The sequence below is a fragment of the Mesorhizobium sp. M1A.F.Ca.IN.020.03.2.1 genome, assembly GCF_004023205.1.
In the GTDB taxonomy this organism is placed as follows: domain Bacteria; phylum Pseudomonadota; class Alphaproteobacteria; order Rhizobiales; family Rhizobiaceae; genus Mesorhizobium.
The window spans coordinates 1-15,392 of sequence record NZ_RZSV01000138.1 but is presented as its reverse complement, the minus strand read 5'-3'; the positions used below and the strand labels follow the sequence as shown (position 1 = coordinate 15,392).

Genomic DNA, 15,392 nt, shown 5'->3' with positions numbered 1-15,392 from the left:
ACCAAGCCGGGCGCCGACATGGTGGTCGGCGCCTACCGCCGGCGGACCGATGGCCGGGACCGACAGTTCAAAACGCCGGCCGGCTACATGACTGCCGGGCTCGCCAATGCCTCCGCCTATGTGGAAGGCAGGATACGGTCGATTGCCGTCGGCAGCGCGCTGGTGTCGCGGCATACGGTCGGCGACACGCGCTTCCCGACCGGTCTTGCCTACGACGAGGACACATTGTTCTGGGCGCGGGTTATGAGCAAGGCATCGCTCGCGGTCGTGAGGCAACCGATCATGGTCTACTTCGTATCGTCGGACCGTTCGGATGACCGCTTCGCGATAAAGCCTGCGCGACGCTTCCTCGAATGGCGCCTGGCGTTGCGCGAACTCGCCGACTGCGGCATTGCGAAATCGTCGTTGAAAGCGAGGGAAGGGCTTGTGGCGCTCAAGATCGCCCGCGTACACTACGCTCGCGGCGATCTCGAAACGGCGGCAAAATTCCTGGCGGTTGCCGAAGCGGCGCCCAAGGTTTCCACCGACATCTGGCGCTGCATGCGCTACCGGCTCAAAATCGCGGCGCGGCGCCGGTTCCCGGCCCATCGCGTCCAACTGCAAAGTGCCTGATGGCCGACGGGCCGGAACTTGCAGTCGTGGTGATAGGTTTTCGGGCTCCGACCGATCTGGTCGCGGCGGTCAGGTCGGTGCTCGGCCAGAACATCCCGCTCGAGGTGGTGGTCGTGAATTCCGGCGGCGGGAATGCCCAGGCGCTTCTGGCCAATGCCGGACTCGACGTGCCAGTCATCGAGTGCGAAGAAAGGCTCTTTGCCGGGGCCGCGAGAAATCGCGGCATAGCGGCGACGAAAGCTCCTTTCATCGCCTTTCTCGCGGATGATTGCCTGGCATGCCCGCGATGGGCAGAGGTCCGGCTGCGCCATCACCGGGAAGGCGTCGCGGCCGTGGCAAAGCGCCATCGCCAACAGTCATCCGCGCAATCTGGTCGCGTGCGCGGCCCATCTCGTTACCTATATGCGGCGCCTGCCAGGTCTTCCCGCTCATAAGGCACTTCGCTACGGCGTTTCTTTCGACCGAAAATTGTTCGATCGGTATGGCCTGTTCGACGAACAAATGGCGACGGGAGAAGACACGGAATTCCTGGAAAGGCTGCCGAAGGCGGTCGTGCCGCTATGGGAGCCGGCGGTGCTTACCGTCCATCGCAACGAGACACGGCTGATCCGAGTGATTGTCGACCAGTATCTGCGCGGATACCGATATGGGACCTACCTCAAATCCGTTGGACACCGAAAGCCATTGCGGATTTTCAAAGGGGTGTTTCGGGACCGGCGCAATGTCGGCAAGTTCGCAAAAGAAGGCCTGGCCGAAGAGGATAGACGTTTCGCGATGTTATCGCTGCCGATCGTATGGGCGGCATTGTTCGCAAAATCGCTGGGGGCAGCCGTCGGCGTAACGCATGGCGATAGGACAGGCACGCGGCCATGATCACCATGGAGATGAAGCAGCCGCGCCGGCGGCGCGGTCGATGGCTTTGGTCGCGGCAAAGGATCGTCGCCATTTTCAGCTATCGCTACGATGCGCATCTGGTGCCAGACCTCCTCGCCAATCTCGACGCAATCGTCGATGGCTGGATCGCCTATGACGATCGCTCGGCGGATGCGGTCTTCAGCAATGAACCGCAGAGGCGGCGCGCGCTTATTGCCGCGGCCTATGAGGCCGGTGCCGATTGGCTTCTGGCAATCGATCCGGACGAAAGGCTGGAAGATGCCGTGGCAAGCCGGATAGGCCAACTGACCAGCGGGTCCAGGCGCAATGCCTGGGGATTTCGCCTAAGGGAGATGTATACGCCGGCAAGCTATCGCATCGACGGCGTCTGGGGCCAAAAGATGCAGCACAGGCTTTTCCCCGCCTATCACCCGGATCTGAGCCGGTCGCAAGGGCTGCATGAGGCCTGGTTCCCCGAAGATCTGCGCTTCAAGCTTCGGGACAGCGGCCTTAACCTTTATCATTTGAAGATGATCGAGCCGAAACGGCGCGTGGCACGTCGCGACCTCTACAATCATCTCGATCCGGAGCAACGTTTGCAGCAGATCGGCTACGACTATCTGACGGACGAGTCGGGAGCGGTTCTGGAAGCGATACCGGCCGGGCGAGACTACTTTCCCACCCATGTCGACGACGGCAGGCTTTGGATGGCTGAGGTGTCCGCCGACCGGCGGAGCTGAAGGACGCCCTCTGGGGACGGCGGAACCAGCCGCTGTCGCGCGGCTTATCTACGGACCAGTTCCGTGGAGTTACCATGCTGCAACGAGCACAATCGTCCTTCGGCCGCCTGGCGGGTGGTCTGGAAATACAAGGGAACGGCGCGCAGAGTTCCGCCGAGCGCGCCGCGCTCAGCTATGTCAGCGATGCCGATCCGGGCATCCGGCGCCTGAGAAAAGGCAAGGGATTTTCCTATGTCGGCCCGAACGGGAGTGCGGTCACCGCGGCCACCCTTGACCGTATCAAGGCGATCGTCATTCCGCCCGCGTGGACGGATGTATGGATCTCGCCCGACCCGAACGGCCATATCCAGGCGACCGGCCGGGATCAGCGCGGACGCAAGCAGTACCGCTATCATCCGCAGTGGACCGAGGAACGGGACGGCGTCAAATACTCCAGCCTCGTTGCTTTCGCGCAAAGCCTGCCCTCCTTGAGGCGCCAGGTCGATGCCGACCTGCGCCGTCATGGACTTCCGCTGGAGCGCGTTGTCGCCTCTGTCGTCTGGCTGCTCGACAACACCATGATCCGTGTCGGCAATGCCGCCTATGCCCGCGACAACAAGAGTTTCGGCCTGACCACGCTGCGCGACCGCCATGTCGAAATCACCGGTTCCAGCCTGCGCTTCTCCTTCACGGGCAAGTCCGGCAAGGAATGGAAGCTGAAGCTCGTCGACCAACGCATCGCCAAAATCGTGCGCGGCGCGCAGGACCTGCCTGGCCAGAAGCTGTTTCAGTATCTTGATGACGAGGGAACACGCCGGCCGCTGCGGTCGGAGGACGTCAATCGCTATATTCGCGAGGCATCTGGCCCGGAGTTCAGCTCCAAGCATTTTCGCACCTGGGGCGGCACCATCCATGCGGCATCGCTGTTCGCGCAGGCGGAGTTGCCCGAGAGCATGACCCAGAAAAACCGCGTGATGAACAGTATCGTCGACAAGGTCGCCGAACGACTCGGCAATACGCGAGCCGTCTGCCGCCGGTGCTATATCCATCCGCTCGTCTTCGAGGCGTGGGCCGAAGGGAAGCTGCTCGGCGAAATGGCCGAAGCCAACAAACGAAAGCGCCTTATACCGGGCCTCGACGAGGAGGAGACGCTGGTGCTGAGATGGCTGCAGGCGCGCGAAGCCTGACCACCAGGAGGATAGCGTAAACCCTCGATAGCCCTACAACTTTTTTGTCGACCTTGTGTCGGGAAGGGTCCTACTGTTGCGTCCTTTGATACGGAAAGGACGCACCATGCTCTATGCCATTCTCTGCTACGCCTCCGAAGACGTGGTCTGCTCCTGGAGCAAGGAACAGGACGAGGAGGTCATGGCAAAGCTCCTCAACGTACAGGACAAATACGCCAGGGCAGGCCGGCTGGGGCCGGTGGCGCGCCTGCTGCCGACCACAGCCGCGACGACGCTTCGCAAGGTCAAGGGCGAATCGGTGGTGCTCGACGGCCCGTTCGCCGAGACCAAGGAGCAGTTCCTCGGCTTCTACACGCTCGAATGCAATCACCTGGACGAAGCAGTCGAGTTCGCTCGCGAACTCTCCGAGGTCAATCCGAGCGGTGGTTCCTACGAGATCAGGCCGATCTCGGTCTTCAATCCGACAAAGGTTCCCGCATGACCGAGCTTGCCTGGATCAGCAACGCGATCAGCACCGCCCGTCCGCAGGCGATGGGCGCGCTGCTGCGCTATTTCCGCGACCTCGACGCCGCGGAAGAAGCTTTCCAGGATGCATGCCTGAGGGCGCTGAAGAACTGGCCGAAAAACGGGCCGCCGCGCGATCCGGCGGCCTGGCTGATCTTCGTCGGCCGCAACAGCGGCATCGACGCGGTGCGCAAGCGCGCCAAGCAGGCGCCGATGCCGGAAGAGGACCAGATCTCCGATCTCGAGGATGCCGAAGGCGATATGGCCGAGCGGCTGGACGGCGCGCATTATCGCGACGATATCCTGCGGCTCCTGTTCATCTGCTGCCATCCGGACCTGCCGGCGACGCAGCAGATCGCGGTCGCGCTGCGCATCGTCTCCGGCCTGACCGTCAAGCAGATCGCGCGCGCCTTTCTCGTCGGCGAGAGCGCCATGGAGCAGCGCATCACCCGGGCCAAGGCGCGCATCGCCGATGCCGGCGTGCCGTTCGAGACGCCAGGCGCGGTCGAGCGTTCCGAGCGCTTGGCGGCGGTCGCGGCCATGATCTATCTGATCTTCAACGAGGGCTATTCGACCAATGGCGGCGAGGCGCCGGCCCGCGCGCCGCTTTGCGAGGAGGCGATCCGGCTCGCCCGGCTGCTGCTCAGGCTGTTTCAGCAGGAACCGGAGATCATGGGGCTGACGGCGCTGCTGCTTCTCCAGCATGCACGCGCGCCGGCGCGCTTCGACGCGCATGGCGAGATCGTGCTGCTCGAGGATCAGGACCGGTCGCTCTGGAGCCGCAAGATGATCGACGAGGGCCTGGCGCTGGTCGACAAGGCGCTGCGTCATCGCAAGCCTGGCCCATACCAGGTGCAAGCGGCGATCGCGGCATTGCATGCGCGGGCGGCAACACCCGAGGATACGGACTGGACCGAGATCGACCTGCTCTACGGCTTGCTCGAGCAGATGCAGCCGTCGCCGGTAGTGACGCTGAACCGCGCGGTTGCGGTGAGCAAGGTGCGCGGCCCCGAAGCGGCGCTGGCGATGATCGAGCCGCTGGAGGATCGGCTGGCAGGCTATTTCCACTTCTTCGGCCTGAAGGGCGGCCTGCTGATGCAGCTCGGCCGTGGCGAGGAGGCGCGCGTGGCCTTCGACCGCGCGATCGCTTTAGCCAACACCGCCGCCGAAGCCGCTCATATCCGCATGCATATCGACCGGCTGATCAAGGAAAGCACCGAGAAGTCGCAGGCCAAGAAGGCGCGCTGATCCCATTTTCACTATTGGCCCAATTTTGCGCGCCGGGGTTGGACCATCCCGGGGTGGCGGTTTTTCCCTGAAACGAGTAATGCCACGCCATGAAAGCGCCGTCGTGCCTGAGGGCGCCGACAAGACGTGGCGCAAGGCTTCGACGCTCGCCATATCCAAGGCGAGATCTGAAAAGGAACCAACATGACGATTGCGAAGGAAACGGCCTCACTTCTGGAGAAACTTGGCGTCGCCAAGGATGCACTTTCCGGCGGCGACCTCATCGTGCGCAGCCCGGTGACGGGCGAGCAGATCGCTGCACTGAAGTCGATCTCGGCGGTCGATGCCGGCAAGGCTATCGATGCCGCGCACAAGGCCTTCCACGCCTGGCGGCTGGTGCCGGGGCCGAAGCGGGGCGAGCTGGTGCGCCTGCTCGGCGAGGAGTTGCGTGCTCACAAGGCGGAGCTCGGCCGGCTGGTGTCGATCGAGGTCGGCAAGATCCCGTCCGAGGGTCTCGGTGAAGTGCAGGAGATGATCGACATCTGCGATTTCGCAGTCGGTCTTTCGCGCCAGCTCTACGGCCTGACCATCGCCACCGAGCGCCCTGGACACCGCATGATGGAAACCTGGCATCCGCTCGGCGTCGTCGGCGTGATCTCGGCCTTCAACTTCCCCGTCGCGGTGTGGTCGTGGAACGCGGCACTTGCACTCGTGTGCGGTGACGCGGTGGTGTGGAAGCCGTCGGAAAAGACGCCGCTGACGGCGCTTGCCTGCGAGGCGATCTTCGAGCGCGCCGCCAGGCGTTTCGGCGCCGATGCGCCGGAAGGCCTGCTCCAGGTGCTGATCGGCGACCGCGCCGTCGGCGAGGTGCTGGTCGACCATCCGAAGGTGCCGCTGGTCTCGGCCACGGGCTCGACCCGCATGGGCCGCGAGGTCGGTCCGCGGCTGGCCAAGCGTTTTGCACGCGCGGTGCTCGAGCTCGGCGGCAACAATGCCGGCATCGTCTGCCCGAGCGCCGATCTCGACATGGCGCTGCGTGCCATTGCGTTCGGCGCCATGGGCACCGCCGGCCAGCGCTGCACGACGCTCAGGCGTTTGTTCGTGCATGAGAGCGTCTATGACGCGCTGCTGCCGCGCCTGAAGAAGGCCTATCAGAGCGTTTCGGTCGGCAATCCGCTGGAGACCTCGGCGCTGGTCGGTCCGCTGATCGACAAGGCCGCCTTCGACAATATGCAGAAGGCGTTGAACGAAGCGGAAGCACATGGCGGCAAGGTGACCGGGGGCAAGCGGTTCGAGAACGGCCATCCCGAGGCTTACTATGTGCATCCGGCGCTCGTCGAAATGCCGAAGCAGGTTTCGCCGGTGACGGAAGAAACCTTCGCGCCGATCCTCTATGTGATGAAATATGCCGATTTCGACGAGGCGCTCGACCTGCACAATGCGGTCGGCGCAGGCCTGTCATCCTCGATCTTTACCCGCGACCTGCAGGAATCGGAGCGCTTTCTCGGCGTCGACGGTTCGGACTGCGGCATCGCCAATGTCAATATCGGCACGTCGGGCGCCGAGATCGGCGGCGCATTCGGCGGCGAGAAGGAAACCGGCGGCGGCCGGGAGAGCGGCTCGGACGCCTGGAAGGCCTATATGCGGCGCGCCACCAACACGGTGAACTTCTCCAAGGCCCTGCCCTTGGCGCAAGGCGTGTCGTTCGACATCGACTGAGGACATAGAGCGGTTCACCGTTCCACGGAAACGGCAAGCCTCCCTATCTCTTTGATTTGACAATTCCGGACGGAAGACCGTTTCACACTTTCCTGGAATTGCTCTGAGCGCCGCGTCATGGTCGAAGCGGCTCAACGGCGCGTCTCTTTGCGCGCCGTCACGGCAAGCTCGGAGCAGGCGCCGCGGCGCTCAGCCTTCGCTCGCGCCGGAAAAACTCGCCTCGAAGGCTGCGTCGACGATGGCGAGCTTGGCTGCCTGAACGGCCATATACTCGTCGAAGAACTGCCGCGACACCCACATGACGGAATGTCCGCGCTGGCCGACCCAGCCGATGCTGCCGAGCGCCTCGGCGTCGCGAAGCTTGCGCGCCAGATGCGTGCGCGAAAGTTTCAGCCAATGCGCAAATTCGCTGATCGAAATGACGCCGGTCGGAATCTTATCGAGGCTGGCGTCCTCCGGATCGATACCCGACATCAGCCAGTCCATGACGATGCCGCCATTGTTGAGCCAGATGAACAACGAGAAGGTTTGCTGGGGTTCCCGCACCGGAATGGATGCGAGCAATCCGTCGCAGATCAATGGCTGCAGCTTGGCCAGCATATCGGGGTGTTCGAGGAAAGTCGTCAGCCGGGCTCCGCCATCGATGCGGTCGAGCGTTCGCAAATGGGCATGGATCCAGCCGGTAAAGGTCTCGATGGTGGCCGCGGTCACCCGCAAGGGATGAGCTCGGCCATCGCCACGCGACGAAATGTATTCGGCGACGTTGTAATGGAGCATTTCCTTGACGAACGCTTCGGCGGTGTTGCGGCTGGCGACTGAATTGCGGCGCACGACCTCGATGAAACGCGCTACGGTCATTTCGGTGCGACGGTCATCGGGGTCGCGCCTGAAATGCAGCGCAAGTCCGACATGGCCGAGCAGCCAGCGCTGCTGAGTAGCAAAAACGGCGGCAAGGCGCGGGCTGGTTTCGTAGATATGGATGAGCGCGCGCGACTGCTCCTTGACACCGCGCAGAGCTGCCGGATGACTGGCGATTTCTTCGGCGCTCAGGGGCATTTCCTCGGGCACTCCATTCAATTCGAAGCAACGACCAAAGAAGATTCCCCGCCTTCCACGGTCGTGTCCAGTTACCCATTGGAACAACAGCTGATGTTTCGACGCGTTCTTGCTAACCCTTTGCATCGATTCGAAAAACCCGGATAATAATTCGCTCGACGGTCTAGCGTTCAATGGGCGGCCTCTTCGCCGAATCGGCGAAGGAGCATCGACGCTTGGGCTTCGTGAGTGGACAGGTCGGCAACGTCCAAAACCGGTCTTTGCAACCTGCTGGCGGCGACCTATCCTGGAGGCTTGAAATCCGTTGCCTCTAGGCCGCCGCCGAGTGAAGCCATGCCGAGAACGATCCGGACGCTGACCGCCAGCGAGGTCGAAACGCTCGTCGAGTGGGCGGCGAGGGAGGGATGGAATCCGGGCATCGACGATGCCGCCGCGCTCAGGGCTGCCGATCCTGAAGGGTTCATCGGGGCCTTCGTCACCGGCGAGATGGTGGCCGGCATCTCGGCCGTCGCCTATGGCGCGGAGTTCGGTTTCATCGGCCTCTATATCTGCCGGCCCGATCGGCGCGGTGAAGGCCATGGCAAGGCGGTCTGGGATGCCGGCATGGCTCGGCTCGGCGACCGCATTGTCGGCCTCGACGGCGTAGCCGAGCAGCGCGCCAACTACCAACACAAAGGCTTCGTGCCGGCTTATGAGACCGTCCGCTTCAGCGGTCGTCCGGCCCGACTGACCGGGGGTCGGGAAATCCGGTCCGTTGCCGCCGCCGAGACAGCCGAGATCCTGGCCTATGACCGCCAGTGCTTCCCGGCGCCTCGGGAGGCCTTCCTGCGGGCATGGCTGCGGCCGCCCCGGATCGCGATGATGTCCACTGGCTCGACCGGCCTTGCCGGCTACGGCGTGGCGCGCCGATGCCGCGAAGGTTTCAAGATCGGTCCGCTGTTCGCGGACGACATGGAGACAGCCCTGGCTTTGATGGCGGAACTGACGGGAAGGACGGCAGGCGAGGCGCTGCATATCGACGTGCCGGCCACCCAGATCGGCTTCACCGCCGTGCTTCAGGCTGTCGGCATGGTCCCCGGATTCACGACGACCCGCATGTATCGGGGCGGCAAACCAGGCAATGTGCCGTCGAAGGTTTTCGGCATCACGACGCTGGAGCTGGGGTGATCGCGAAGCGAATGGCTTCGGTGCTGTGATCATTGTTTGTCCGGCGTGGCGCATGCGAGATGTCTCTCCGACGTGGTTCGGATGCCGGACTGTGTCTCGCCGCAACGCTCATCGCACAGCGGAGGTTATCGAATGGCTGCAAGAACCGTCCTGATCGCGGGCGGCGCCGGGGGAATGGGTCTTGCGACGGGACTGCGCCTTGCGGCTGACGGTGAGCGGATCGTGCTCGCCGACCTTCCCGGCGCGAAACTCGACGAGGCCGTGTCAAGGATTGCCGCGACCGGTGCGAACGCGATCGGTCTGCCGCTCGACATCCGTTCCGTCGCTGCCTGCCGAGAGGTTGTGAACAAGGCCCGCGAATGGGGAGGCGGCCTGGACATTCTCGTCAACGCCGCCGGCGTCTGGCTCGAGGGAGCGGCAAGCGAGGTCCGCGAAGAGCAATGGGACCTGGTGCTGGACGTCAATCTCAAAGGTGCCTTCTTCCTGATCTCGGCCGCCATTCCGCACCTGTCGGCGGCGCAGGGCGTTATCATCAATATCGCCTCCGACGCGGGCATCGTTGGCAACAGCGGCGCGGCGGTCTATTGCGCCTCCAAAGGCGGGCTGGTGCTGCTGACCAAGGCTCTCGCCCTGGAGCTTGCGCCGCACGGCATCAGGGTCAACGCCGTCTGTCCTGGCGACACGGCGACGCCAATGATCGAGTATCAGGCAAGGACCTATGGCGGAGATGACCCGGACGGCTACAAGCGCAGGCTCCTTGGGCAATACCCGCAAGGGGAAAGAGCACGGTTCATCGGCGTGGAAGAGATCGCCTCCTTCATCCATTATCTTTGCCAGCCCGGCGCGGCGCCGATCACCGGGGCCGCGCTTTCGATCGATTTCGGCATCAGCGCCGGATACTGACTCGCGGCATTGGCGTCATCGCCTTGGAGGGCTCATGACCACGTTTCGCAAATCCCGCACGGCGCTGGTGACCGGCGCGGGCGCCGCCGACGGCATCGGCGTCGCGGTGGCGCGCGCACTCGGCCACGCCGGGCTTGCGGTCGCGATCACCGCCTCGTCGCATCGCGTCGAGCAGCGCGCTGAAGAGCTGCGGGCGGAGGGGCTCGACGTTCGTGCGGTGATGGCCGATCTGACGCGTGCAGCGGATGTCGAGCGGCTCTGCTCGGAGGTCGGCGAGATCGATATCCTCGTCAACAATGCCGGGATGGGAACGGTCGCTCAGCCGGCGCTGCAGCGGCGATTTCTCGATCTCAGCGAAAGCGACTGGGACCGCGGCATCGATGTCAGCCTGAAGACCACATTCCTTGCCACACGCGCATTTCTGGCCGGCATGGTAGAGCGCGGCCATGGACGCGTGGTGAACATGGCCTCGGTCACCGGCCCTTACGTTTCCAACGAAGGCGAGGCCGCTTATTCCGCCGCCAAGGCAGGCATGGTCGGGCTGACGCATGCGCTTGCGCTGGAGGTCGGCCGCAGCGGCGTCACCGTCAACGCCGTGGCGCCGGGCTGGATCGCGACGGGCGCCTCGACCCCGGAAGAACTCCTCGCGGCGCAAAACACGCCGCTTGGACGCGCCGGCACTCCGGAGGAGGTCGCCGCGGCTGTGCTGTTCTTGGCGTCCGACGGCGCCAGCTATGTCAACGGAGCCGTCATCGTCGTGGATGGCGGCAACATCCTTCAGGAGCGCAAGGTCTGACCGCCAAGGTCAACCCGTCGGCCGCCGCCATCGGCCGCTACTTGTTCGTGTCGGCAATCGCGTCCGGCACCACCACCAGCTTGCCGACGAAGTCCTTGGCCATGAAGTCGGTCTGGGCGCGGTGGAAGTCCGACAGCTTGTAGACGCCGCCGACCAGCGGGCGGATTTTCTTCTCCTCGATGTAGCGCACGATGCGGCGGAAATCCGCCCTGGTGCCCTGGCTCGATCCGTGCAGCTGAAGCTGCTTGAGATACATGGTGCGCAGGTCCAACTGCACCACCGGCCCCGCGATGGCGCCTGCGGTGGTGTAGCGTCCCTCGGGCCGCAGGATGCGCAGCAGATCATTGAAAATGGCGCCGCCGACAAGGTCGGCGACCACGTCGATGGGTTGGCCAGCGGTCGCTTCGTTGACGGCGGCAGGCAGGTCGGCCACGCCGCGCGTGATCACTTTCTCGGCGCCGATGTCGAGCACCGCTTGCTCCTTGCCCTTGCCGACCACGGCATAGGGAATGGCGCCCCGCGCCCGCGCCAGCTGCACGATGCCGGAGCCGACACCGCCGGAGGCGCCGGTGACCAGCACCCGTTCGCCGGCCTTCAAGCCTGCACGTTCCAGCATCTGCTCGCCGGTGAGATAGGCGCAGCAGAAGGTGGCGAGCTCGACATCGCTCAAATCGGTATTGACGACATGCGCGTTCTCGGCCGGCAGCGCCTGGTATTCGGCATAGCCGCCGTCACGGCCGTGGCCCATATAGTCGATGTCGGCAAGCGAATCGTCGTCACGGTTGTAGATGGAGAAGTCGACCATGACGCGTTCGCCGATGCGCTCGGAGGGTACGCCGTCACCGACGGCGACGATGGTGCCCACCGTATCGGTGCCCTGGATGCGCGGAAAGGTCAGTGTGTTGCCTTGCCGGCGCCAGGTCGACACGGCGGCCGCGTCTTCCTCGGTGCCGTAGGCGCCCTGGCGCACCCAGACATCGGTGTTGTTCATGCCGCAGGCGCTGACCTTGACCAGCACCTCGCCGGCAGCCGGCGGCGGCACCTTCACATCGGTGCGATAGACGAGTTTTTCCAGGCCGCCGTGGCCGGTGAGTTGCACGGCGGCCATCGTGGCGGGGACGGTTCTGGTTATGGCATTCATGTCGGTCTGTTCCTTTGCTTTCACGCAACTCCGGACGGAAAACCGTTCACACCTTCCTGGATTGCTTCAGAGGCTGGCAAACACGCTGTTCACGGCGTCGGCGGTCTTGGCGACGATGGTGTCGGCCTCCTCGCGCGTCAGGCAAAGCGGCGGCGCGAAGCCGAGGATGTCGCCCTGCGGCATGGCGCGGCCGATGACGCCGCTTGCCGCGAGCGTCGTGGCGATCTGCGGGCCCACTTTGAGCGCCGGATCGAAGAAGACGCGATCGTCGCGATCCCTGACGAACTCGACCGCAGCCAGCATGCCGTCGCCGCGGACCTCGCCGACGTTTCTGTGGCCGCCGACGGCCTTGGCCAGCTCGGCGAGGAAATAGGCGCCGGTCTCGCCGGCATTCCTCACCAGATCCATCTCGTCGATCAGTTCGAGATTGGCGACGCCCGCGGCGACGCAGATGGGATGCGCCGAATAGGTCCAGCCGTGGCCCAGCGAGCCCAGCTTGTCGGAACCCCTGACCAGCACCTGCCAGACCTTGTCGGAGACGATGACGCCGGAAAGCGGCGCATAGGCAGACGTCAGGCCCTTCGCGATGGTGATCAGGTCCGGCTTGATGCCGTAATGGTCGGAGCCGAACATGGTGCCGAGACGGCCGAAGCCGGTCACCACCTCGTCGGCGACAAGCAGCACGTCGTATTTGTTCAGCACTGCCTGGATCTTTTCCCAATAGCCGGCGGGCGGCGGCACGATGCCGCCGGTGCCGAGGATCGGCTCGCCGATAAAGGCCGCGACGGTGTCCGGGCCCTCGGCAAGGATCATCTCCTCGAGCGTGGCGGCGCAATATTGCGAAAACTGCTCCTCGCTCATCGAGCGGTCGGCGCGGCGGAAATAATAGGGGGCCTCGGTGTGCATGATCGGCGCGCGCGGCAGGTCGAAGGCGTTGTGGAACAGCTCGAGCCCGGTCAGCGATCCTGTCATGACGCCGGAGCCGTGGTAGCCGCGCCAGCGCGAGATGATCTTCTTCTTCTCCGGCCGACCGAGAACGTTGTTGTAATACCAGATCAGCTTGATGTTGGTCTCGTTGGCGTCGGAGCCGGAGAGGCCGAAATAGACCCTCGACATGCCCTTCGGCGCGCGGTCGATGATCATCTTGGCGAGCGTGATCGAGGCCTCGGTGCCGTGCCCGACATAGGCGTGATAATAAGCGAGGTTCTTGGCCTGATCAGCAATGGCATCGGCGATCTTGTGGCGGCCATAGCCGACATTGACGCAATAGAGGCCGGCAAAGGCATCGATGCTCTTCTTGCCGGTGTTGTCCCAGACGGTGACGCCTTCGCCGCCGGCCATGATGCGTGCCGGGGACTCGCCCCGCGCATGCGTGCCCATATGCGTCGAGGGATGGAAGAAGTGGTCGCGATCCCAGGCCGAAAGTTCGTTGGACTGTTCGAGCATCTTTTTTCTCCTTGCAGGGAATTCTTCCGGCGTGCGCTAGGCGACGTCCAGACAAAGGTATTTCAGATCGGTGAAGGCTTCGAGGCCATGGCGCGAGCCTTCGCGGCCGATGCCGGACTGCTTGACGCCGCCGAACGGGATCGGCGCGCCGGTGATCTTCACCCGGTTGATCGCGACCATACCGTATTCCAGCGCGCGACCCATGCGCGCCTGGCGCGCGCCGTTCTCGGTCACGACATAGGCGACGAGGCCATATTCGGTAGCATTGGCGCGGGCGACGACTTCCCGTTCCTCGTCGAACGGGGTGACGGCGGCGACCGGGCCGAAGGTTTCCTCATGCATGATCAGCGCCTCGTCCGGCACATCGACGAGCAGCGTTGGCTGATAGAACAGCGGCCCGGCCGCATGGCGCTTGCCGCCGATGAGGCAGCGCGCGCCGCGAGCCAGCGCGTCTGCGACCTGCTCCTCCACCTTCTTGACGGCGCGCTCATGCATCAGCGGGCCGATATCGGCGTCGGGTGAAAGCCCGTTGCCGGTGCGCAGACGCTCGATGCGACGGGCGAGGGCGGCGCAGAAGCGGTCATAGATCTGGCGCTGCACATAGATGCGGTTGGCGGCAAGACAATCCTGGCCGGAGGTGGCGAATTTGGCGTCGAGGGCGATCGTCACCGCCTTTTCGATATCGGCATCACCGAAGACGATCAGCGGCGCATGGCCGCCGAGCTCCATGACCAGTCGCTTCATCGTCGGCGCGCTCTGCGCGGCAATCAGCCGGCCGACGTCGGTCGAACCGGTGAAGCTCATGGCGCGCACCCGGGCGTCAGCGCACATCGCGCCGACGATGGTGCGCGCATCCCCGGTGACAACGTTGAAGACGCCGGCGGGCAGGCCGGCACGCTCGCCGAGCTCGGCCAGCGCCAGCGCCGAAAGCGGCGTTTCCGAGGACGGATGCGCCACCACGGTGCAGCCGGCGGCAAGCGCCGCAGCGGCCTTGCGGGTGAGCATGGCCGACGGAAAGTTCCATGGGGTGACGACGCCGACGACGCCGAGCGGCTCGCGGCGAACGGTCATCTGAGCATTCGGCAAATGGCTGGTGACGCTTTCGGCATTGAGGCGCTTTGCTTCCTCGGCATACCACTCGACGAAGGAGGCGGCGTAGTCGATCTCGCCCAGCGATTCCTTTAGCGGCTTGCCCTGTTCAAGCGTCATCAGCAGCGCCAGGTCGTCCTTGGCGGCGACGATCAGCTCGAACCATTTTCGCAAGATTCCGGAGCGCTCCTGCGGCAGCGCGGAGCGCCAGGCCGGCAGGGCACGCGCTGCCGCGTCGACAGCCGCCGCCGTTTGGCTTGCGCCGAGGGCGGCAACGAAGGCGACTGTAGCGCCGGTGGCCGGATCGGTGACTGCGAAGCTCGCAGCCGAGTCGCCGGCGGTCCAATGGCCCCCGATATAGCCGAGATCGCGCAGCAGCCGGCGATCGGCGAGACGATCCAGTGCTTCGTGGCGGTGTGGGCGTGCAAAATGCGCGGACATCGTTTGTCTCCCGGTGCCAAGGCGATGCGGAGAGATTAGCCGCGCGACCGAGACAGAGAGGCTTTTTCGGCAGCCGCCAGGAGAGAGATTGTCTCCCATGGCCCGCCGGGCCAGACGATCTGTCCGGCTTCAGCCTGGCAACAGGTCGGCGACAGGCACCACGGACTCCTCCTTCACCGTCTTGGTGACGATGTAGGTGAAGTAGCGGTCGATGCCGATCTCGCGTTCCAGAAGGGCGTCGACAAGCCGTTGATAGGCGTCGATGTCCCGCGCCATCACTTTAAGCACATAGTCGACGCCGCCGCCGACCGACCAGCAGGCGACGATCTCGGCCACGTCGCGGATGACCCGCTCGAAACGGTCGAAATCGGCTTGCCGGTGGCTGGCCAATGTCACCTCCATCAGCACGGTCGCCACCGGCGCGATCGCGCGCATGGCGATCGCGGCGTGGTAGCCCGAGACGATGCCGGCCTTTTCCAGCTTGCGCAGCCGCATCCAGCAAGGCGTCGGCG

At 64.5% G+C, this 15,392-nt stretch carries 15 protein-coding genes and 1 pseudogene; 10 read left to right on the top strand and 6 right to left on the bottom strand.

From position 1 onward, the window contains the following. Window positions 1-612, top strand: a pseudogene (locus EOA79_RS20650) (glycosyltransferase family 2 protein); the annotation flags it as partial. Here EOA79_RS20650 and EOA79_RS33685 read toward each other — a convergent pair. After that, complete coding sequence (locus tag EOA79_RS33685) at window positions 546-965, bottom strand: hypothetical protein (RefSeq protein ID WP_245489903.1); 420 nt, start codon at window positions 963-965, stop codon at window positions 546-548. The pseudogene EOA79_RS20650 and the gene EOA79_RS33685 overlap by 67 nt on opposite strands. Window positions 966-1,014: 49 nt before the next feature. On the opposite strand from EOA79_RS33685, the gene EOA79_RS20640 reads away from it, so the two are divergent. From EOA79_RS20640 to EOA79_RS20615, 6 genes are all read left to right on the top strand, one after another. Beyond that, on the top strand, window positions 1,015-1,485 hold the full coding sequence (locus EOA79_RS20640; RefSeq protein WP_128293227.1) for a hypothetical protein: 471 nt from the start codon (window positions 1,015-1,017) through the stop codon (window positions 1,483-1,485). After that, window positions 1,482-2,225, top strand: coding sequence for a hypothetical protein (locus EOA79_RS20635; protein ID WP_095823368.1), 744 nt, complete (start codon window positions 1,482-1,484; stop codon window positions 2,223-2,225). The genes EOA79_RS20640 and EOA79_RS20635 overlap by 4 nt, the downstream gene beginning before the upstream one ends. A 74-nt stretch (window positions 2,226-2,299) precedes the next feature. Beyond that, window positions 2,300-3,391 (top strand): DNA topoisomerase IB, encoded by a 1,092-nt coding sequence (locus EOA79_RS20630; protein WP_067326145.1) that lies wholly within the window; start codon window positions 2,300-2,302, stop codon window positions 3,389-3,391. A gap of 106 nt (window positions 3,392-3,497) precedes the next feature. After that, window positions 3,498-3,872, top strand: a complete 375-nt coding sequence (locus EOA79_RS20625) for a YciI family protein (RefSeq protein WP_067002334.1) — start codon at window positions 3,498-3,500, stop codon at window positions 3,870-3,872. Then, a complete protein-coding gene (locus tag EOA79_RS20620; RefSeq protein ID WP_095800418.1) occupies window positions 3,869-5,143 on the top strand; it encodes an RNA polymerase sigma factor in 1,275 nt (424 codons plus the stop codon). Before EOA79_RS20625 ends, EOA79_RS20620 begins: the two co-directional genes overlap by 4 nt. A 183-nt stretch (window positions 5,144-5,326) precedes the next feature. After that, window positions 5,327-6,841 carry an aldehyde dehydrogenase family protein gene (locus EOA79_RS20615; protein ID WP_095823367.1) on the top strand — a complete coding sequence of 505 codons (1,515 nt, stop codon included), beginning with the start codon at window positions 5,327-5,329 and terminating at the stop codon, window positions 6,839-6,841. A 189-nt stretch (window positions 6,842-7,030) separates the two neighbouring features. Here the strand turns inward: EOA79_RS20615 and EOA79_RS20610 are convergent, their stop codons facing one another. After that, window positions 7,031-7,897: a hypothetical protein gene (locus EOA79_RS20610; protein ID WP_095823366.1), complete on the bottom strand. Its 867-nt coding sequence runs from the start codon at window positions 7,895-7,897 to the stop codon at window positions 7,031-7,033. Between the two features lie 333 nt (window positions 7,898-8,230). Here EOA79_RS20610 and EOA79_RS20605 point away from each other — a divergent pair, with 333 nt between their 5' ends. The 3 genes from EOA79_RS20605 to EOA79_RS20595 all read left to right on the top strand — a co-directional run bounded on the left by EOA79_RS20605 (window position 8,231) and on the right by EOA79_RS20595 (window position 10,763). Further along, window positions 8,231-9,064, top strand: a complete 834-nt coding sequence (locus EOA79_RS20605; protein WP_095823365.1) for a GNAT family N-acetyltransferase — start codon at window positions 8,231-8,233, stop codon at window positions 9,062-9,064. Window positions 9,065-9,196: 132 nt separating this feature from the next. Beyond that, a complete protein-coding gene (locus EOA79_RS20600) occupies window positions 9,197-9,967 on the top strand; it encodes an SDR family oxidoreductase (protein ID WP_095823364.1) in 771 nt (256 codons plus the stop codon). 34 nt (window positions 9,968-10,001) lie between these two features. Beyond that, the gene (locus EOA79_RS20595; RefSeq protein ID WP_095823363.1) at window positions 10,002-10,763 is read left to right on the top strand and encodes an SDR family NAD(P)-dependent oxidoreductase; all 762 of its coding nucleotides are present in this window, start codon (window positions 10,002-10,004) and stop codon (window positions 10,761-10,763) included. Window positions 10,764-10,800: 37 nt separating this feature from the next. Here EOA79_RS20595 and EOA79_RS20590 read toward each other — a convergent pair whose 3' ends face one another. The 4 genes from EOA79_RS20590 to EOA79_RS20575 all read right to left on the bottom strand — a co-directional run. Beyond that, window positions 10,801-11,904: an alcohol dehydrogenase family protein gene (locus EOA79_RS20590; protein WP_095823578.1), complete on the bottom strand. Its 1,104-nt coding sequence runs from the start codon at window positions 11,902-11,904 to the stop codon at window positions 10,801-10,803. A 66-nt stretch (window positions 11,905-11,970) separates the two neighbouring features. Then, a complete protein-coding gene (locus tag EOA79_RS20585; RefSeq protein WP_095823362.1) occupies window positions 11,971-13,350 on the bottom strand; it encodes an aspartate aminotransferase family protein in 1,380 nt (459 codons plus the stop codon). A 36-nt stretch (window positions 13,351-13,386) separates the two neighbouring features. After that, window positions 13,387-14,880, bottom strand: coding sequence for an NAD-dependent succinate-semialdehyde dehydrogenase (locus EOA79_RS20580; RefSeq protein ID WP_095823361.1), 1,494 nt, complete (start codon window positions 14,878-14,880; stop codon window positions 13,387-13,389). Window positions 14,881-15,009: 129 nt separating this feature from the next. After that, window positions 15,010-15,392 (bottom strand): Lrp/AsnC family transcriptional regulator (locus EOA79_RS20575; RefSeq protein WP_164893902.1); only part of this gene is annotated, 383 nt, incomplete at its 5' end.